Source organism: Neptuniibacter sp. QD29_5, assembly GCF_047778125.1.
Taxonomy (GTDB): Bacteria; Pseudomonadota; Gammaproteobacteria; order Pseudomonadales; family Balneatricaceae; genus Neptuniibacter.
Genome location: NZ_CP180556.1, coordinates 1,405,301 through 1,426,301, shown reverse-complemented (window position 1 = coordinate 1,426,301; position 21,001 = coordinate 1,405,301). Strand labels below are relative to the sequence as shown.

General features: G+C 42.7%; 16 protein-coding genes. 6 read left to right on the top strand and 10 right to left on the bottom strand.

The window, feature by feature from the left end:
• Position 1 precedes the first annotated feature (1 nt).
• The 6 genes from ACMXYR_RS06475 to leuC form a co-directional block, all read right to left on the bottom strand.
• Positions 2-3,157 carry a FimV/HubP family polar landmark protein gene (locus tag ACMXYR_RS06475; protein ID WP_415903370.1) on the bottom strand — a complete coding sequence of 1,052 codons (3,156 nt, stop codon included), beginning with the start codon at positions 3,155-3,157 and terminating at the stop codon, positions 2-4.
• 143 nt (positions 3,158-3,300) lie between these two features.
• Entirely contained in the window at positions 3,301-4,323 is a 1,023-nt protein-coding gene (locus tag ACMXYR_RS06470; protein ID WP_415903369.1) for an aspartate-semialdehyde dehydrogenase, read from the bottom strand.
• 73 nt (positions 4,324-4,396) lie between these two features.
• On the bottom strand, positions 4,397-5,512 hold the full coding sequence (gene asd, locus ACMXYR_RS06465) for an aspartate-semialdehyde dehydrogenase (RefSeq protein ID WP_415903368.1): 1,116 nt from the start codon (positions 5,510-5,512) through the stop codon (positions 4,397-4,399).
• Positions 5,513-5,679: 167 nt separating this feature from the next.
• A complete protein-coding gene (gene leuB, locus ACMXYR_RS06460) occupies positions 5,680-6,759 on the bottom strand; it encodes a 3-isopropylmalate dehydrogenase (protein WP_415903367.1) in 1,080 nt (359 codons plus the stop codon).
• A 57-nt stretch (positions 6,760-6,816) separates the two neighbouring features.
• Complete coding sequence (gene leuD / locus ACMXYR_RS06455; RefSeq protein WP_415903366.1) at positions 6,817-7,464, bottom strand: 3-isopropylmalate dehydratase small subunit; 648 nt, start codon at positions 7,462-7,464, stop codon at positions 6,817-6,819.
• Positions 7,465-7,481: 17 nt separating this feature from the next.
• Positions 7,482-8,900, bottom strand: a complete 1,419-nt coding sequence (gene leuC, locus ACMXYR_RS06450; RefSeq protein ID WP_415903365.1) for a 3-isopropylmalate dehydratase large subunit — start codon at positions 8,898-8,900, stop codon at positions 7,482-7,484.
• A gap of 197 nt (positions 8,901-9,097) precedes the next feature.
• On the opposite strand from leuC, the gene ACMXYR_RS06445 reads away from it, so the two are divergent.
• From ACMXYR_RS06445 to speD, 4 genes are all read left to right on the top strand, one after another.
• A complete protein-coding gene (locus ACMXYR_RS06445) occupies positions 9,098-9,973 on the top strand; it encodes a LysR family transcriptional regulator (protein WP_415903364.1) in 876 nt (291 codons plus the stop codon).
• Positions 9,974-10,042: 69 nt separating this feature from the next.
• Entirely contained in the window at positions 10,043-11,032 is a 990-nt protein-coding gene (locus ACMXYR_RS06440) for a poly(R)-hydroxyalkanoic acid synthase subunit PhaE (protein ID WP_415903363.1), read from the top strand.
• Positions 11,029-12,096 (top strand): class III poly(R)-hydroxyalkanoic acid synthase subunit PhaC, encoded by a 1,068-nt coding sequence (gene phaC / locus ACMXYR_RS06435; protein WP_415903362.1) that lies wholly within the window; start codon positions 11,029-11,031, stop codon positions 12,094-12,096. Before ACMXYR_RS06440 ends, phaC begins: the two co-directional genes overlap by 4 nt.
• A 146-nt stretch (positions 12,097-12,242) precedes the next feature.
• Positions 12,243-13,052, top strand: a complete 810-nt coding sequence (gene speD, locus ACMXYR_RS06430; RefSeq protein ID WP_415888093.1) for an adenosylmethionine decarboxylase — start codon at positions 12,243-12,245, stop codon at positions 13,050-13,052.
• 42 nt (positions 13,053-13,094) lie between these two features.
• Here the strand turns inward: speD and phaR are convergent, their stop codons facing one another.
• Positions 13,095-13,571 (bottom strand): polyhydroxyalkanoate synthesis repressor PhaR, encoded by a 477-nt coding sequence (gene phaR, locus ACMXYR_RS06425; protein ID WP_415881593.1) that lies wholly within the window; start codon positions 13,569-13,571, stop codon positions 13,095-13,097.
• 54 nt (positions 13,572-13,625) lie between these two features.
• Positions 13,626-13,883, bottom strand: a complete 258-nt coding sequence (locus ACMXYR_RS06420) for a DUF6489 family protein (RefSeq protein WP_415881594.1) — start codon at positions 13,881-13,883, stop codon at positions 13,626-13,628.
• Positions 13,884-14,462: 579 nt separating this feature from the next.
• Between ACMXYR_RS06420 and ACMXYR_RS06415 the strand changes: the two genes are divergently transcribed.
• Both ACMXYR_RS06415 and ACMXYR_RS06410 read left to right on the top strand, forming a co-directional pair.
• Complete coding sequence (locus ACMXYR_RS06415) at positions 14,463-14,810, top strand: hypothetical protein (RefSeq protein WP_415903361.1); 348 nt, start codon at positions 14,463-14,465, stop codon at positions 14,808-14,810.
• Between the two features lie 238 nt (positions 14,811-15,048).
• A complete protein-coding gene (locus ACMXYR_RS06410) occupies positions 15,049-17,097 on the top strand; it encodes a methyl-accepting chemotaxis protein (protein ID WP_415903360.1) in 2,049 nt (682 codons plus the stop codon).
• Positions 17,098-17,155: 58 nt separating this feature from the next.
• Here ACMXYR_RS06410 and ACMXYR_RS06405 read toward each other — a convergent pair whose 3' ends face one another.
• Together ACMXYR_RS06405 and ACMXYR_RS06400 are read right to left on the bottom strand one after the other, a co-directional pair.
• The gene (locus ACMXYR_RS06405; RefSeq protein WP_415885069.1) at positions 17,156-17,866 is read right to left on the bottom strand and encodes a response regulator transcription factor; all 711 of its coding nucleotides are present in this window, start codon (positions 17,864-17,866) and stop codon (positions 17,156-17,158) included.
• A complete protein-coding gene (locus tag ACMXYR_RS06400; protein WP_415903359.1) occupies positions 17,863-20,757 on the bottom strand; it encodes a cache domain-containing protein in 2,895 nt (964 codons plus the stop codon). Before ACMXYR_RS06400 ends, ACMXYR_RS06405 begins: the two co-directional genes overlap by 4 nt.
• Between the last annotated feature and the right edge of the window lie 244 nt (positions 20,758-21,001).

Here is a 21,001-nt window from a genome sequence, read left to right as displayed (position 1 = left end):
ACTACTTTTCGTTAATGGATTGTATCAACGCTTCAGCTTCTTTTTTCTGGTCATCAGTGCCTTCTATAGCGATCTCTTCCAGAATATCTTTAGCGCCTTCGAGGTCTTCCATATCCATATAAGCACGAGCCAAATCAAGCTTAGTTTCAACTTCATCTGCTCCTTCTAACAGGTTTAACCCTGCAAGCTCGTCAAAATCTTCATCCACAGAAGCATCCTCTTCAATAGCGCTCTCTTCTAGCACTATATCACCCTCTTCACTATTAAGAAGCGCATCTAATTCAGAATTCAAATCAGCTTCCAAATCATCAGAGATCGATGATTCTAGATCATCACCTTCTAAAACGATGTCCTCTTCTGAAGAAGCAGCCGCATCGCCATCATCTAGATCTAAATCCGAACCTAAATCATCTAGCATTGCATCTAGATCATCAGATGCATCATCTGACTCTTTCACTTCAGAATCTAATTCTTCAGCCCCTTCCATCTCTAGATCAGCAGCCATTGCCTGATCTAAATCCTCATCAACCTTCGCTAAAAGCTCATCTAAGCCCTCATCAGATTGTAAAGATTCAATATCTAAATCGTCCTGCATTTCAAGCTGACCAGGAAGACCTATATCACTAGGATCAGGGTTCTCGGCGAGCATTGACTCTATTGCTTCACTGGTTGTTTCTTCAACAGGTTCTTTAGCAGATTCCTCAGAAGGCAACTCCAAATCGCCCATATCCAAATCTTCAGCTAAAAGCGCTTCCAAATCATCAGTGGCATCTGATTGAACCGCTTCAGCAGACCCTTCAGTTACCGGCTCTTCTACTTCTGCCAATAGATCATCAAGCTCATCTATCTCTGATTCTGCCTCCTCAGCTGCATCCGTTAGCTCTTGGATATTTCCTTCAGATACTGAATCTAACAAGTCATCCAAGCCAGACTCATCCAGCTCTTCAGGTACAGTATCCACATCCAAATTTGTAGCTAAATCCGCTTCTAATTCAGAACCTTCAGCCTCTAACTGAGCTACATCTTCCTCTGTTGCAAGATCGGGCATCTCATCGACAACAAAATCTAAATCAGCGTCATCGTTCTCGATCACCTCTTCAGAAGCTTCCTCAATAACATCTGGAGCAGCATCATTGAGATCAAATTCCAGATCAGTGTCATCTAGACCTAAATCGATTTCGCCATCATCAGCTTCCAACGCTGCATCAATCTCATCCTCGTCAGCTGTGACATCTTCAATTTCAGGCTCAACATCTTCAACTTCACCCAAAATATCATCTAGGGCATCAGATTCTGATGCATCAGCTACATCTAACTCATCTTCGACTTCATCGAGATCTGAAGGCTCTTCTAAAATTGCATCAAGTTCATCTGCTTCGACATCTTCCGACTGTACTTCAGCATCTTGATCGTCAATCTCTTCATCGAGACCCAAATCAAACTCATCATCATCTAATAGAGCATCTAGATCGTCAGGCTCATCCGCCTCAACAGTCTGAAGAGCATCCCCAGACCCATCCTCTTCAAGATCCAAATCCATGTCGAGATCTAGATCATCAATATCATCTAGATCTTCAAGATCATCAGTATCAGTAAGATCTAAATCTGCATCATCCAAGAGATCTTCTTCAGTCCCTAGATCTAAATCCTCAATAGACTCAACATCATCAGCTAAATCGTCGCTTGAATCTGATTCAGATTCAGTTTCAGTCCCAGACGCCTCTTCAGCCATTTCACTCTCTTCGGGAGTATCTAGGTCCTCTGGCACCTGCACAAGCGCATTTTCGTCTTCTATTGCCTCTTCATCCTTTTTACCGCGACGAAGAAAGAAGAACAAACCTCCTAGCAATGCAATTAGAGCTGCACCAATACCACCCAGAATGGCAGTAGACTGTAAAATCTTATCTATGAGGCTTTTTTCTGGAGGCGGTGGAGGCGGTGTAGCAGCCACTTCTGCCGCTTCTACTTTATTTTGCAAATTAGCTAGCTGCTGATCTTTTAGCTCAAGCATTTCCCGCAATTTAGACAATTCATACTGAATTGAATCTAACTTTTCATTAAGTTCAGCATTATCGCGAGTAATTTTATCTACATTTTCTAAAGATTGACTTAATCTGTCCTCAAGCTCCTGGTTACGATCTATTAAAGCTTGCTTTTCCGTATCCACTTCACCTTCAGTCTTTGACTGAGCAGATTCGCCTTCTAATTTTTCACCTTCCGACTGATCAGTCATTACACCCTCTTCAGGCTCTATCGAGTCTTTTGGTGTAACGATTTTAAGCTCTGCTGATTTATCCTCTTCAGGATCCGGCTTAGGCGCCTCAACAACAGAACTAGTTACCGGCTTCTTTTTAGAAGCCTCCACTGGCGCTGCCGTTTTTCCTTTATTTTTCCATTCGGATGTCTGACGAACGAATTCACGTGTAGCTTCTTTAGACTTCAGCTGGTTGATTTCTTCCATTGTCGGAAGATCCAAGACCACTCCAGCCCTTAGAACATTAATATTGCCATTAACAAATGCATGGGGATTCTTCTTCTGCAAAGCAATCATCATCTTCTTTACAGAAATACTCGAACTAGGTCGATGCTTTATAGCAATTGCCCATAAAGTATCTTTCACATCAACATAAACTTGTGAAGCATCAGTCTCCATTGTTCTGGGGCCGGTTGAGGCTGATGTACTAGTCTGTGGTTTAACTGAAGATGTTGTAACTGGTGCAGTAGCAGGCTGCACAGTTTTACGGACAGGAGTAGGATCATATACTGGAGGATCTAGCAGCAAAGTATATTCACGGACTAAACGACCACTAGGCCAGTTAACCTCTACCAAGAAATTAAGAAAAGGCTCTCTAACAGGCCTATCTGACCGCAGAGTAATAACGCCAGAGCCATCAGGATTAACTTTCACCTGAAAACTCACATCAGTCAAAAAGCGTGATTTATCTAAACCTGCCAAAGCAAATTCGTCAATATTTGCCATTCTTGGCTGAATTTGCAGCGGACCAAACTTTCTCACTTCTAACAACTGAATTTCCGCATTTAACGGCTCATTCAATGCTGAGTGAATTTTAATTTCGCCCAAACCCAACGCATTAGCGTTGGAGGCACTTATAATCCCTGCTACAGCAAGGCTGACGGCGAGTTTTCGCAACATCATCAGTTTCCTTGTTCCCCTACCCTCAAAACTCCGAGCAATTCAGAGGGTTGCGATTCTAAAATCCATCCACAGTATTGTTTATAAACCACTTACGGGTCAAGGAAATACAAACAACTGTTTGTATTTCCTCTTAAAAAAACGATCTAAATATACTGTTGGATTAAAACTTCAGCTATTTGGATGCTATTTAGTGCAGCTCCTTTACGCACATTATCGGCGACCACCCATAAATTTATAGCATTTTCACAGGAAATATCTTCGCGAATACGACTAATGAACACGTCATCGTTTTTAGCCGCATCTGTAACAGCGGTTGCGTAGCCACCCTCTTCCTGATTATCAACAACCTCCACACCAACAGAATGATTAAATAGCTCACGAACTTCTTCCGCACTAATCGGATCCCAACATTCGATATGTACTGCAGCACTATGACCGAAGAACACAGGCACACGCACGCAAGTTGGGTTCACCATGACTCCTTCATCCCCAAGGATCTTCTGCGTTTCCCAAACCATTTTCATCTCTTCGCGGGTATATCCATTATCTTGAAGAGCATCGATTTGAGGCAGCACATTAAAAGCGATCTGCTTTGGATATACTTTATTTTCCGGTGTTTGCGCGTTCAATAGCTTCGCGGTCTGAGCAGCCAGTTCTTCTACACCACTCTTACCGCTACCAGATACTGCCTGATAAGTTGCAACATTTATACGCTTAACTGAAGCGTGGCGATGAATAGGCGCAACCGCTAACAACATCTGAATTGTGGAACAGTTAGGATTAGCAATAATCCCCCTGTTTGGGTACTCAGCAACTGCTTCTGGATTAACCTCTGGCACTACTAGCGGCACATCATAGTCATAACGGAAACATGATGTATTATCGATAACGATACAGCCCTGATCCGCAGCCATCTGTGCATACTCTTCAGAAACCGCTGCCCCAGCGGTGAAAAAGGCAATCTGAGCCTGAGAAAAATCAAAATCATCTATAGCTTCGACTTTATAATTTTTCTCATTGAACTGAATCTGCTTACCAGCACTGTTCTCACTTGCTACCAAATACAGATTCTCAACAGGAAATTCACGTTGCTCCAGAATTTCCAGAATTGCTTCACCTACCATGCCTGTTGCGCCAACAACAGCAACATTAAAACCTTGACTCATTTTCGTTTCCCCAAAAGCAAACCAGCCCGAACTAAGTCGGGCTGGTTAATATTCTTAATTAAAGACTGATTTATTAGTCTTCTAATAGAATTCTCAGCATACGGCGTAGCGGTTCAGCCGCACCCCATAATAACTGGTCACCGACGCTAAACGCGTTTAGGTATTCATCACCTAGGTTCATCTTACGAAGACGACCTACAGGAACATTCAATGTGCCTGTAATTTTAGCTGGTGTAAGTTCCTGCGCAGTAATATCACGCTCGTTAGGAATAACTTTAACCCAGTCATTTGCTTCTGCCAGCATTGACTCGATCTCATCCATAGGAACATTTTTCTTCAGCTTAATCGTGAATGCCTGGCTATGGCAACGCATCGCGCCAATACGCACACAAGTACCATCAATTGGGATTGGGCTATCACCCAGACCTAGAATTTTGTTAGTTTCAGCAAACGCTTTCCACTCTTCACGGCTTTGGCCATTATCCAGCTTAGTATCGATCCAAGGGATCAAAGAACCCGCAAGCGGTACACCGAAGTTATCGACAGGCATTGCATCGCTGCGAATAGTTTCTGCAACCTGACGATCAATATCTAAAATAGCAGACGCAGGGTTAGCAAGATCTGTAACAACAGACTCTTTGATGATACCCATCTGAGAGATCAGCTCACGCATGTGACGCGCACCGCCACCGGATGCAGCTTGGTATGTCATGGAGGTCATCCACTCGATCTGACCTGCATTGAACAGACCACCTAAACCCATCAACATCAGTGAAACTGTGCAGTTACCACCCACGTAAGTTTTGATGCCGTTAGAAAGACCGTCTTTAATCACATTCATGTTTACTGGATCAAGTACGATGATTGCGCTGTCATCCATACGCAGAGAAGATGCAGCATCGATCCAGTAACCTTCCCAACCAGCACCACGCAGATCAGCGTAAACTTGTTTCGTGTAGTCACCGCCCTGACAGGAAATAATGGCATCCATCTGTTTCAATTCATCAATGGATGTCGCATCTTTCAGCGCTGGAATGTCTTTACCAATATCTGGACCAGCCTGACCTACCTGGGATGTGGTGAAGAAGACCGGTTCTTCGATATGATCGAAATCACGTTCTTCCATCATGCGTTGCATAAGCACGGAACCCACCATTCCACGCCAGCCAACAAAACCTACACGTTTCATTAAATTCACCAAATAATCAAATATAAACAACAAAGCCGGTACCGCCATCGATACCAGCTTTCGTATACTCCGAACGCATCAGAGTTGATCAATTATGCATTATTTCTGCATTTGAGACTATCGTAATCTACCGAGACATCAGTAGATTACGACTATTTTTCTAATATTTATTGCAGAGCAGCAACCACTGCATCACCCATCTCAGAAGTAGACACTTTAGTCATACCTTCTGACATGATGTCAGCTGTACGTAGATTCTGATCTAGAACTTTACTTACTGCCGCTTCGATACGATCTGCAGCTTCAGCCGCATCTAGAGAATAACGAAGCATCATTGCAGCAGACAAAATAGTCGCCAATGGGTTTGCAAGGCCTTGACCAGCAATATCAGGCGCAGAACCGTGGCACGGTTCATACATACCTTTACCGTTTTCATCTAGAGATGCAGACGGCAACATTCCGATAGAACCCGTCAACATTGCAGCAGCATCTGACAAGATATCGCCGAACATGTTCCCTGTTACTACAACATCAAACTGTTTAGGAGCACGTACCAACTGCATAGCCGCGTTATCAACGTACATGTGGCTTAGTTCAACTTCTGGATATTCTTTTGCAAGATCATCCATAATTTCACGCCATAGAACAGTTACTTCTAGCACGTTAGCCTTATCTACAGAACATAGACGCTTGTCACGAGCCATTGCTGCTTCAAATGCAACACGACCAATACGACGGATCTCATTCTCATCGTAAACGTAAGTGTTATAACCTTCGCGCACACCACCTTCTTTCTCACGGATACCACGTGGTTGACCGAAATAGATACCACCCGTCAATTCACGAACAATCAAAATATCCAAACCAGACACAACTTCTGGCTTCAACGTAGAAGCATGCGCAAGCTGAGGGTAAAGGATTGCAGGACGCAAGTTACCAAATAGCTCTAGCTGAGAACGGATACCCAATAGGCCTTTCTCTGGGCGAATTTGGAAATCAGGGTTCGTATCCCACTTAGGACCACCCACTGCACCCAACAAAATCGCATCAGACGCTTTCGCCGCTTCCAGAGTCGCTTCTGGCAGTGGTACGCCAGCAGCATCAATTGCAGCGCCACCTACGTCAGCTTCGCTGAACTCAAGACCTAGATTGTCTTGCTCGTTAACTAATTCCAAAACGCGACGCGCTTCTGTAACAATCTCAGGACCTATGCCGTCACCCGGCAAAATCAATACATTCTTAGACATTCTTATAACCTTCCCGATTGCCTCGCACAGAGGCTTTTATCTAATTCTTAAATTCGATTACTTGATTGCGTCAAACAACCAAGGCGCAGACTGACGACGCTTCTCTTCGTAAGCCTTAATATCATCCGCATGCTGCAGTGTTAGACCGATATCATCTAAACCATTTAGCAAGCAGTGCTTACGGAAATCATCAATCTCAAAAGCCATCTCTTCACCAGAAGGCGTCTTAACAACCTGCTTTTCAAGATCAACGGTTAGTTCGTAACCCTCAGTTGCAGCTACCTCTTTAAATAACTGATCAACCTGTTCTTCACTTAAGATTATTGGCAACAAACCATTCTTGAAGCAGTTGTTATAGAAAATCTCAGCAAAGCTCGGCGCGATAACAGAGCGGATACCAAAATCATCTAAAGCCCAAGGCGCGTGCTCACGACTAGAACCACAACCGAAGTTTTCGCGCGCTAGTAGAACGCTTGTGCCTTTATAACGCGGCAAGTTCAAAACAAACTCTTCGTTTAATGGACGACCCGTACACTCTTGGTCTGGCTGACCTTCATCTAGATAGCGCAGTTCATCAAACAAGTTCTTACCGAAACCAGAACGCTTGATTGATTTTAAAAACTGCTTTGGAATAATCATATCGGTATCAACATTGGCACGATCCAATGGAGCTGCGATACCTGTGTGCAAAGTAAATTTGTTCATGTCGCTCTCCTGATACCTTACTTAATCAACTCACGTACATCGATGAAGTGACCCGTAACTGCAGCGGCTGCAGCCATCGCAGGACTTACCAGATGAGTGCGGCCACCGAAGCCCTGACGGCCTTCGAAGTTACGGTTAGAAGTAGATGCACAGTGCTCACCATTACCCAATTTATCTGGGTTCATTGCCAAACACATCGAGCAACCAGGCTCACGCCATTCTAAACCTGCAGCAGTAAAGATCTTATCCAAGCCTTCTTTTTCAGCTTGCTCTTTTACCAAACCAGATCCCGGTACAACCAATGCTTGAATGATGTTCTCAGCCACTTTACGGCCTTCAACTACTTTCGCTGCGTCACGTAGATCTTCAATACGAGAGTTAGTGCAAGAACCGATGAATACACGATCAAGTTTGATATCAGTAATATTCTGATCAGCATTCAAACCCATGTATTCAAGTGCACGATTGATACCATCAATCTTAACCTGATCCGTTTCGTTAGCTGGGTTAGGTACTTGTGCAGATACACCAACAACCATCTCTGGAGATGTACCCCAAGTCACCTGAGGTTCAATGTCTGCACCGTTGATTACAACCACTTCGTCGAACTCAGCATCATCATCAGACACTAGATCTTTCCATGCTGCCACTGCCATATCCCACTGCTCACCTTTAGGAGCAAATGGACGGCCTTCAACGTAATCTAGCGTGATCTGGTCAACAGAAACCAAACCAACACGAGCGCCCGCTTCAATTGCCATGTTACAAACGGTCATTCGACCTTCCATAGACATGTTACGGAAAACATCGCCACCAAACTCGATCGCATAACCCGTACCGCCTGCAGTACCGATCACACCAATCACATGCAACACAACATCTTTTGGTGTTACACCTAGGCCTAGCTCACCATCAACGCGAACCAGCATGTTTTTCATTTTCTTAGTGATCAGGCACTGAGTTGCTAATACATGCTCAACTTCAGATGTACCAACACCATGTGCCAAGGCACCTAGAGCACCCAGTGTTGCTGTATGAGAATCACCACAAACTGCTGTCACGCCTGGAAGAATTGCACCTTGCTCTGGCGCCATTACGTGAACGATACCTTGACGCTGATCGTTCATCTTGAATTCTAAAATGCCGAACTCATCGCAGTTGCTATCCAGGGTTTTTACCTGAATTTTAGAAACAGGATCAACGATCTCATCAACGCCACCAGAACGTTCCGTTGTTGGCACATTGTGATCCGGGGTCGCGATGTTTGCATCGATACGCCATGGCTGACGACCAGCCATACGAAGACCTTCAAAAGCCTGCGGAGAAGTTACTTCGTGCAGAACCTGACGGTCGATATAAATCAAAGAACTGCCGTCATCATTTGTACGAACCAAATGTGATTCGAACAACTTGTCATATAACGTTTTACCAGCCATGGAAGCTCACCTCACTTTATTCTTTTCATTCGCTCAACACTTCCAAAACTGCTGAGCCAACTAATTTATGCAGCAATCCTAGTGCACACCAAGCTACAACACAAATTCATATTTTTTATGCTTTAGATTCCAAATAGGAATACAATAAAAATTCAGAAGTTTACTGTATTAAAGAAAGAGTTATAGGAAAGAAATTTATGGATACCAACACACTACAAGCATTCTTGGCTGTAGCTGCTACAGGTTCATTTTCAAAGGCTGCAGACCAACTCTTTCTAACCCAATCAGCCATCAGCAAACGAGTGGCTTTATTAGAAGATCAATTAAACAGCAAACTGTTTGATAGGATTGGCCGCACAGTAACGATGACAGAAGCAGGCACCGCCCTATTACCAAGAGCTAAAGATATTTTGCTGCAATTGGATGATGCAAAAAGGCTGATTAGCAATCTAAACGCAGGCGAAATCACAGGTAATTTTAAACTAGCAGCTAGTCACCATATCAGCTTACACAGGCTCCCTCCTTTATTAAAACAGTATGCTGAAGCCTGCCCCAAGGTAGAGCTCGATCTTGAATTTGCCGAATCAGAAATCGCCTATGAGGGAGTCCTTAGAGGCGATCTAGAACTTGCCTTGATAACCTTATCCCCTGAGCCCGACCCATCCATTCATTCGGAGATCATCTGGGATGATGTACTTAGATATGTTGTAGCGAAAGATCACCCATTAGCAGATTGCGATCGAATCAACCTTGAACAGCTCACTCAGGTCAACGCCATTCTACCCGGCAGTAATACATTTACTCGGAGCCTAGTAGAGCAACTATTCAAACAGCACGCGCTCGAACTGAATGTAAGTATGTCGACAAACTACCTCGATACAATTCGCATGATGGTCAGCATTGGTCTCGGCTGGAGCCTTTTACCCGATAGTTTAGTAAATGATGATTTATGCGTACTCGACGTTACTGATTCAGAACCCGTTCATCGAAATCTTGGGATTATTTACCACCGCAATCGCACCTTATCAAATGCCGCAAACTATTTAGTAGAAATGCTTAGGAATGATCGATAAGCGGATGTAAGCGAAAGCCAGTTGTAATAAGATAGTTTTTTCATCGAGTAAAAATCGGAGAGTTGGCTGATGGAAAATAACGGCTTATCAATGGAAGCCTTGTTAGATGCCCAGAAGGAGTATTGGAAAAAAATCACTTCCGGTGCAGAAATGCCTCAACCACAAGAATGGGCGGAGCTTTTTACCAAAAGCCAAGAAACAGCCAAACAAGAAGCACCTGAGCAATTTGCTCAAATGCTCGACATTTTAGGCGCCCAATCAAAGAACTTTACTCAATACGGTGAAGATCTTTTGAACCAGTATCGTAATGGTGGAGAACAACACCTCAACCAAGCGGTACAAGAGTTCCAAAAATACATGCAAAAACAAACTGCCGACGCTCTGATGCAACAATGGCAGTTACCAGAACAGTTCGCCTCCTTATTTAAGACCCACAGTTTTCGTGACGACCTACTCTTCGAAAACCCGTTTTCCAGCGGCATGAAAAGCCTTTTGGAAACACCTATTATTGGTACGCATCGCGAAACTCAGCAACAAACTCGAGAAGCGACCAAACTAACCATTGAATACCAAGAAGCACTGCAAGAATACGTTGAACATTACAGCTCCATCAATCAAAACGCATCAACACAGATGCTTAACAAGCTGACTGAAGCGGTTGATGAAGTATCTACATTACAGCAGCTTCATGATATTTGGGTCGAAGCCTATGAGTCAGCCTATTCAGATACGGTTTTCACCGATGCTTACCAACGCTCACACGGCCGTATTAGTAATGCACTCATGAATATGCGCAAATTTGCGCAGGATGTACGCGATGTACACTTTCAGTCCGTAGGTTTAGCCACTCGAAAAGGACTAGACACAGCACTTCAACGCCAGCACCAAATGCGCAAAGAGATGCGAAACAATCGCCGAGAAATGCTAGCAATGCAGCAGGAGATAGCGGCATTAAAAGAACAAGCTGCTGCAGACCTGATCTCCGAACTTAAGAAAGAGATTTCAGCTCTCAAGAAAGAAGTAACCTCTTTGAAAAAACAAGCTAAGGGAACTAAATGATGAACGGATTTAACTTAGACCCTAGCGTTGTCTCTCATGAACTTTTCGAATTTAATCGCAAGTTATTAAAAAGCTACAATACGCTTTCCCAGCTAAAAGAAGTTGATGTAGATTCCACCCCTTATGACGTGATCTATACCGAAGACAAACTTCGTTTACGCTACTACCAAAGCCAAGGAGAGAAGCGTTGCTCTACCCCTCTGTTGATCTGCTATGCATTAGTTAATCGCCCCTACATGATTGACCTCGAAGCCAAGCGCTCGATGCTTCAGCGTCTTTTAGAGCTAGGGCTAGATGTTTATCTAATCGATTGGGGCTATCCAGATGCTGCTGATCGCTACCTTGATCTAGATGATTACATCAATGAATACCTCAATAACTGTGTAACAACTACATGTGAACATGCCGGCACCAATCAAACCAACCTTCTAGGCATCTGCCAAGGCGGTACATTTAGCCTGTGCTACACAGCTTTAAATCCAGAGAAGATTAAAAACCTAATCACTATGGTGACTCCGGTCGACTTTCAAACCGATGACAACCTTCTCTACCACTTAGCAAAATATGTTGATGCGGATCTAGCGGTTGAAACCTATGGCAATATCCCAGGAAGCATGCTGAATGATTCCTATAATTCACTTATGCCGATGCGATTAGGTGTACAGAAAAATTTAGGGATGCCTAACCAATTAGAAAATCGCGAAAGCGCCCTAAGTTTTTTACGGATGGAAAAATGGATTTACGATAGTCCTGACCAAGCAGGCGAAGCCTTCCGCCAATTTATTACTCAGTTTTTTCAGCAAAACAAGTTGATAAAAGGCGAAGCTATGATCGGCGATAAACAGGTTAACCTAGGCAATATAACGCAACCTGTCCTCAATGTTTTTGGCAGTTTTGATCACTTAGTCCCACCCAAAGCCTCCACAGCATTAGCAGAGCATATAAAAACTAAAGATTACACTGAGCTAGAAGTAAAAGGCGGACACATTGGTGTTTTCGTTTCTGGCAAGTCACAAACCCAAGTAGCACCTGCTATCGTAGATTGGCTATCAGAACGGGACTAATCCCCCGTTCTCTCCTATTCCCTACCTTTTTTTGCCTGTATTAGTAATTTTCAACTCATTTAGCGTGAATTTTTTCTTTCTCAGAGTGAATTTGTCGACTAAAATCCGCGTCAAAATATAGTAGTCCTCACTTGGAGCTAACCACCTTGGCGACTAATGACAAAATTAAGCTACAGGGCTTTAACAATCTAACTAAAAGTTTGAGTTTCTGTATCTATGACGTCTGCTATGCGCAAACACCCGAGCAAAAAGCGGAATACATCGAGTACATCGATGAACAATATAGTGCCGATCGTTTAACAGAAATTTTAAGCGAATGTTGTGACATTATTGGTGCAAACATTTTAAATGTTGCACGACAAGATTATGACCCGCAAGGGGCTAGCGTTACGATTCTAGTTGCTGAAGAACCAATTAAAGATTCGGAAGCTGTAGATACTACAGAAAAGCCAGGCCCTATGCCGGATTCTGTTGTAGCTCACTTAGATAAGAGCCATATCTGTGTACACACCTATCCAGAAGCTCACCCCGATGATGGTATTTGCACCTTCCGTGCAGATATCGAAGTGTCGACGTGTGGCATCATCTCGCCACTAAAAGCGCTGAACTACCTTATTCACCGTCTAGAATCGGACATCGTGACTGTAGATTACCGAGTACGTGGATTTACTCGAGATATTCATGGGATTAAGCATTATATCGACCATGATATTAATTCTATTCAGAATTTCTTCACGTCCGATATTCATGATCAATATCAGATGCTTGATGTGAATGTATATCAGGAAAACATCTTCCACACCAAGATGATGTTAAAAGATGTTGATTTGAATACATACCTATTTGGCACAACCAAAGAAGAGCTTCCAGAAGCGGAAGTTCAACAGATCACCGAGCGGTTATCTAAAGAGATGAATGAAATTTTTTATGGCCGTAATATGCCAGATATGAAGTAACATTTATCCAAAATAAAAAAGGCCGCTTAGCGGCCTTTTTTATTATTGATCTTTTTTAGGGTCTGATTCCGATGAATGCTGCTGATGTTCAGGCCCTTCACCCGGCTTGAACATTCCCCACATTTGCATATTCTGATCCGCAATTCGGTTCATCATGGTCAGCGGGTTAGCTGCGCCCATCATCGTCTGCATCTGATCTCGAATTCGATCCTGATGCTCAAGAAAAGAAGCAATACTCTGCTCAAGGTATTGACTCATCATACCCTGCATACTGTCACCATAAAAACGGATCAATTGTTGCAGTACCTGATTAGTCAATAGAGTGCCATGACCTTGCGCTTCTTGCTCACTAATAATCTGCAACAGAATATTTCTTGTCAGATCATTTCCAGTTTTAGAATCTTCAACTTTAAAGGCTTCACCATTGAGTACCAATTGCTTTACATCATCTAACGTGACGTAACAGCTGCGCGAGGTATCGTACAAACGGCGATTTGTATATTTTCTTAGAATACGCAATGTACTTTTCTCTCTCGTATCATTCCCTTGGTTTAACTGATCACTTCACCTTGATCAGTCTTTTTTATTATCAGAGCTACCATAGCCCGAGGTCATAAGACCCATCATTATTTTTTGCAGTGCTTCCATAGAACCGAGGCCACTGTTTAGGTAAGGTTTGAACAACGTCAATGGATCATACCCTTCCGCACCAGCATCCATCTGTTCAGTGATCTTATCCATCATATCTTGCTGAAATTTCTGCACATCTGGTAAACCCAGAACTTTACGCAGTTCTTCCGGCGACATATCAATATCGATTTTGAACTTCACACCCCGACTCCTTAAGCAAGCAGAATAATACCCTAATCCTATAGTAAAAATTCGGCGGTGCAAAACTTTCAAATCAATACTTTTGCTGCGCTTTTCCACGAAAATAGTTTTTAGATGCCGGAAGTTAGCTTCCTAAGCTCCCCTAACAAACCAGAACCACGTCATAATTCTGTAAAACAAAGACGCAACAAGACACTGACAAACCACTTAAACTTCACTAATACAGTTTAGCAGCCCCCATAGATAGCGGTCTTGAAAGGTTTTCTAAACTTGGGTAGAGACTTACTGATAGAAATAACCAAGAACGGTTATAGGCTAGGACAGATTTCCTCTTCAAAATAATGAGCAGAAGACTGTTTATATTAAGTTTTTGAGCATAGAAAAACGTAAGCCTAAAGAATAATAAGAAGTCAGTAATATAAACCTCTTATCAAATTAGGAATTTTTCCTAATTTTTTACCTGCTGTTATCTGAGTATTATTGTGCGCATAATCAAGGCCAATAATATACACATTGCTTATGCCTAATCATGGATGTTTTCAGGCTTAAAATTGACTCTTATTACAAGGATAGTAATAGATGCCTCACAGAACTCTAAACTTAATCAAAGATCTGGATAACTTAAAAATCGTTTACTACTGGGCATGCCCTAATCAAGGAAAAGTCAGCCCAAATCTACCTACCCTACTTCATGCTAGTGAATGGTTCATTTCACATAACACAGCCAAATACACAGGCATTGAAAGACGCAAAACTATGGTTGATCGTCGCAGACAGGAATCTGCAGCGGTCACAGCAGAAATGGATCTAGTTTATTCTCGACGCTTAAAGCCAGAAGGCCGCCGCGTCACTGATAAAGAACTTACGATTGATTTAGATCTTACTCTGGACAAACTATCTAAAATTAAACAAGGCATTCTTAATTAATCTCAAATAAATGATTATGAATCATTATCTTATAGAGCATAGTTATTTTAATCCAAACACATATACCTTCGTAGGAATTTTCAAAGATTCACATTACCTACCTATAGTACATAAGCACTTTTCTACTGCTATAGAGTTGCTTTGAAGTTATATGAGCATATAGTTATGTAAAATTTTAGGCTCCTTGCCTTAGATAACTCAAAGCATTTACTTTGGCCTAGCCATTGAGGTAGTTCGCATGACATCATTTTTTCGACACGCGTCGATTGTTAATCAACTAGCCACTATTGTTTTATTTATCGTATTTGCCGTATTTACGGCCTTGTCTCTTTTTGTCAATCATGAAGTAGACAAGGGCTTCATAAAAAATGCCGAGCATTCACTTGATCAACAAGTCGATCAATTAGCCAAAAACATCGATTTTTTTAATCAGACACTACAACTGCAAACAAATCAGATTGCCGATGTTTTTATCCAGATGTTTTCTGGCGATATGCTTATCGACGAGCTAAATCAAGTTAAAGTTGGAAAATTTACAGTTCCTACCCTTCTCCATGACTACGAAACTGTCACGCAGAATTTCTCTAAGCCCGATCAATTCACAAGTATAACCGGTGGCACCGCAACTATTTTCATGCGGGTAGATGATGATTTTTTACGTATTAGCACTTCTCTTCGTAAGACAGATGGCAGCCGAGCTTTCGGTACAATGCTTGGTAAAAAGCACCCAGGTTATCAAAAGCTAATCAATGGCGAAGAATATAGCGGCCCAGCGCATCTATTTGGCCGTGACTATATGACCAAATATATTCCATTTAAAGATAATACCGGACGAGTAATTGGAATATTGTATGTAGGCTTTGATTACACAGACCGTCTAGCAGCCTTACAAAATACAATTTCTGATCTAAAAATTGGTGAAACTGGTTTTGCCTACATCGTCAACTTGAAACAAGGTTCTCAATTTGGCCAATTACTTTTACACCCATTCGCTAAAGACAAAAATATTACTGAAGTTTCAGAAAGCGGGAACAGTTTACTCAACACAATTAGCAGTAACGATCACGGATTTACTCATATCCCCTTCACTAATGAGAATGGCGACCTGAAAGATAAGCTAATTGCTTACTCTCAAGTTTCCAGCTTTGGCTGGGCAATCGTTGCAGGGGCAGCAACTGAAGAATTCCTTACTGAAAGCGATAAACTTCGCATTGAGATGGTCCTTCTCTCTGTAGTTTGCGCACTTCTGATTGCAGGGCTTTTGTTCGTTACATTGAAAGTTAAACTACAACCAATCGATACCATCTGTAATTATATGCAGGCTATTGGTCAAGGCGACTTAACCACTCAAATTGATACCGATATGGGTGATAGTGATGAAACTCATAACGAGATACACAAGTTAAGTCGAAGCGCTAAAAAGACAATCGCTGGTTTACGCAAAGTAACAGGCGAATTGAACACCACTATGCATACAATCCAAAATCATTTGGGTACCGTTTCCTCTGGTATTGATCGACTAAACGTCGATATCAACCGTCAGCAACAAGAAACAGAGATGGTCGCTGCAGCGATTTCTGAAATGACATCTACCTCTGAAGAAGTCGCAAGAAACGCAGCTACGACAGCAGAACAAACTCAACGCGCCAATAATGAAGCGGATCACGGTGATGAGCTTGTACAAGAGGTAGTAGGTTCAATCCAAGGCATCTCTTGTGAAGTAAACGAACTCACGAGCATGATTGAACAAGTAGAAGAAAACAGTAATGCCATCGGTACAGTTATGGATGTGATCCAGAATATTGCCGAGCAAACTAATCTACTTGCACTTAATGCTGCAATTGAAGCTGCGCGTGCAGGCGAAGCAGGTCGAGGCTTCTCCGTTGTAGCCGATGAAGTTCGTAATCTTGCACAACAAACAGCCTCTTCTACGACTGAGATCCGAGAGATGATTGAACGCCTACAGGGTAATACTCGCAATGCCGTAGATCGTATGGAGAAAAGCAACACTAAGGTTCAAAACAGTGTTGATATGACCAGTCTGGCTGGTCAAGCGCTAACCTCTATAACTGATTCTGTTGCTAATATTTCAGATGCAAGTGCACAAATTGCTTCGGCAGCAGAAGAACAAACATCTGTAAGCGAAGACATTAGTCGCAATGTGGAAAGCATCAGTAGTATTGCCCAAGAAACGGCTAACTCTAGTCGACAGATGAATTCTGCTATTAGTGAGTTAGGCAATGCAGGCCTAGAGTTAAAACGCGTTATAGGCTTGTTTAGAGTGTAAAATCCAATGTAACGAGTAGGGGAGCTAAAATTAGCTCCCTTTTTTATTTCTCAATCAATTACTCCCAGCGTACCTCAGAAGTAAACATGTACCCCGCGCCATAAACCGTTTTAATAAACGCTGGTTGCTGTGGATCTTCTTCGATCTTCTTACGTAGTCTCGACATTCTCACATCGATACTACGATCATAGGGGACACAATTTTCGCCTAATAGCTGATCTCGCGAAAGTATTTGAAAGGGATGCTTTAGCAACGCTAGCAACATATCACCTTCAGCCCTACTCAAAGATTCAGCGGGCTTATGCGCATGCTTTAAACTCAATGAATCTGGCTGATACACCCATTGTCCAAAGCGAGCTTTAGTTGGCGTGTCTATCACCAAGTTTTTCTTTTTACGAATACGGCGTAATAAACTCTGAACCCGGGCTACAAGCTCTCTAGGCTCAAAGGGCTTAGTAATATAGTCATCAGCGCCAAATTCTAACCCTAAGATCCTATCGGTCAATCCATCACGACCAGAAACGATGATAACCCCTACTTCCTCTTCATCCAGTTGTTTAACTAACTCCATGCCATCCATATCAGGCAGGTTAAGATCTACAATGCAGATATCCGGTTTCATCCAGCCTATTTCAACAAGAGCAGCTTCACCAGTTGTGAATGGTTTAGCTTGGTAACGAAAGCCCTGTAGGGTTGTGCAAATAAGTTTGCCTAGATCCTCTTCATCTTCAATTACATAGATCAACGGGGTGCTGACATCGGTCATCATCTGCTCTCCTGATTATGTTCTTTTAGGCAAGGCACTATTTTGCTTTCTAAGGTTTCGGCATCGAAAGGTTTTTGTATCAGGCTATATTCAAACTCAAGCTCGGTAGGCTGTTCACTGTATCCTGTCATGATCACAACAAAAGCTTTTGGGAAAATAAGGTTCACTGCTGTTGCTACATCATAACCCGTTGCTGCACCAGGCATCACTACATCACTGACAACGCCAGCTAGGTCCGATAAACCTGTCAGCATCGCCAAGGCTTCATCACCACTTCCGGCTTCCACTACAGAAAAGCCCATCGCTGTTAATTGACCTCGAACCAATTGACGAACATCTGCGTCATCTTCTACTAACAGAATCAGAGAACTCTCATTAATCTCAGCCCGTTCAATTCCTTCAATAAGTTTCGTCGATTGAGTTGTATTCGAATTTTGTGGTTCCACAGCACCTAATAACAAATCAACTCTCGCACCTACTTGCCCATGGTGGTAATGGGCTCGATTTTGAATTCTGAAATAACCCTTAGATTGTTTTACAAAACCGTACACCATACTCAAACCCAAGCCAGATCCAGCCCCCGTTCCTTTAGTCGTATAAAACGGCTCGCAGGCTTTTTCTAACGCTTCTTCACTAAATCCGTCACCCGTATCAATCACACTAAGTAATACATATTCACCAGAAGCCACCTCTTCATCCCATGAGGCCTGCAGAACCTCTCGACTATCCGAACTGACGGCCGATACCATCAAACACAACTCCCCGCCCTTAGGCATTGCATCCGCAGAATTGAGCGCCAAGTTTACTAAGGCATCTTCCATTTGGGCACTATCGACATACACGGCTGGCAGGCTTGGTTTAATTTGGGTCCTTAGCTGAATATTTTCGGGTAAAGGTGCAGCCAATAAACCGACTAAATCGTTAATCAGCTGATCGGGCTGCACATAGCTAGGCTTTAGCGGCTGACGACGTGAAAATGCTAACAAACGTTTCGTCATATCGGCCCCTCTCCGGGTAGCCCTTACCGCAGGCGTGAGATGCTGTTGCAGATGTTTAGGCAGATCGTGTTTGCCTTGTAGCTCGAGTAAATTACCAAGAATAATCGTAAGCAGATTATTAAAATCGTGCGCCAAACCACCCGACATCTGCCCTACCGCTTTCATTTTGCTAGCCTCAGCCATACGCTGCTCGACTTCACGTTCATGCGTAATATCGATCGAGAGAGTTAGCATTCCTTCGACCTCTTTACGTACGTTATAAAACGGCAGCACGGTACGTCGAGTTAGAATATCTTTGCCATGATCATTCAAGCGATACTCGTAAACGGGTATTTCACCCTGCATCGCTTTAGCAATATAAGGTTGAAGTGCTTGATTCATCTCCTTGCCAACCACGTCTTCGAAATATTTGCCAACAATCCCCTCTTTGGTCTGATCAAACATCTCTCGGTACTGACGGTTCGCAAATACGTAACGTTGTTGGTTATCGAGATAGGCCACCTGAGCCGGTAAGGCATCTAAGATCAAACGCTGCCGAATTTCTACTGCACGTAGTTCGTCCTGAGTGGTTTGCAGGGAGTTAACCGCTTCCAATAAACGACTATTTGATTCTGATAACTCTTTAGTGCGTTCATTCACGCGGCTATTGAGGTTGTTAATATTTCCGCGTAAGCGATCCACCATGTAGTCAAATGACTCCGCCAAGATGCCTAGCTCATCATTTCGAGAGATACCTGTTTTCGCAGATAGGTCACCACGGCTGATCTTATATGCGGTCTGTGAGAGGGATTTAATGGGAGAGGTTAACCACTCTGCAAAGATAAAAACAGCAACGATAGATGCCAATAAACCAAAAAAGCCCATAGCCATAATACGCTGACTGATTTGTACCGAGCTTGCTTTTAAGTCGTCCAGATACACCGACGAGCTGATATACCAATCAAACCCAGATAAGTGTCTCACTAACGAGAGCTTTTCATATTCATACCGCCCAGGGTCGTCAGGTCTATCCCATTTGTAATACAGCTCTTTACCTGTGTCCGACACGGCCATCAGATCAAGATAAATCGGTTTCCCCGTTACTGGGTTTAACTGCGTTTTAAAGTTGATCCCATGAATATTGGGGTTAGGATGAAAGAGCATATTCCCTTGCGAATCAAAGACGTAAAGATAGCCATTTTGCGCAATTTTAATATCTTTAAGCGCTCGGTTTATCTCTGCTATAGCCCGCTCTTTTTGTGCAGCAACCTCCCTTTGAATATCATCGATATAAACCCCTGCCCCCATGACGAAACCCCATTCGGGGTAATGCTTCACATAGGAATATTTATCGATCGCTTCAGTTTCATTAAGGCGGTTCCATTTGTATTTATAAAAACCGGTACCATCAGTTAACGCTAATTCGAGAATACCCGGAATGATCAAATTGCCATCTTCGTCTTTAACAGAAGCCATATTCTGTTGGTGGTAAGCTTCATCTGGGTGGGAAATCAAATTAGCATCGTAATCAGATATCCATATGTAATCACCGTTACCAAACTGAAAATCTCTCAGATCCCAAAAAACTTTTGTCCAGATTTGCTTATCAGAAAGACCATTAGCCCGCCCATCTCTTAACGCCAGGTGAATATGGTTTTCAGCTAAATCCAAAACGGAATCTAGACGCTGCTCGTGAGATTTAAGGGTATTGTCAACGTAACGCTCTGTACCTGCATACATGCGATTAGCAAGATCATAAACGATGTTCAAAACCTGACGGTTGGAATTCAACTCAAGATTGAAAACATTCTGTTTAATCAGGGGAACGGTAAAGAAATAAATTGCGGCAAAAATGCTACCGATTAGTGCTAATAGCATTAAGAACAAGCGAATAGTAATAGGTGAACGGCGATACATCGAATCTACTATCTCGTGGATGTTACAAACACAACTCCCCCTCCATGAGAGATAACTCCTTCATACAACAGTATTTCTTTATTTCGAATGTAACACAAACAGGGATTGCAACGGCGACTTGTTACATTTCGTTAGATTACAAAAATAGTTAAGCAAACTTTCTCCATTAATCTGGCTACCACATAAAAACAAAAATCGAGAATTACCTATCTGAAGCTGTAGCGGACAAGGTATTTCAAGGAAA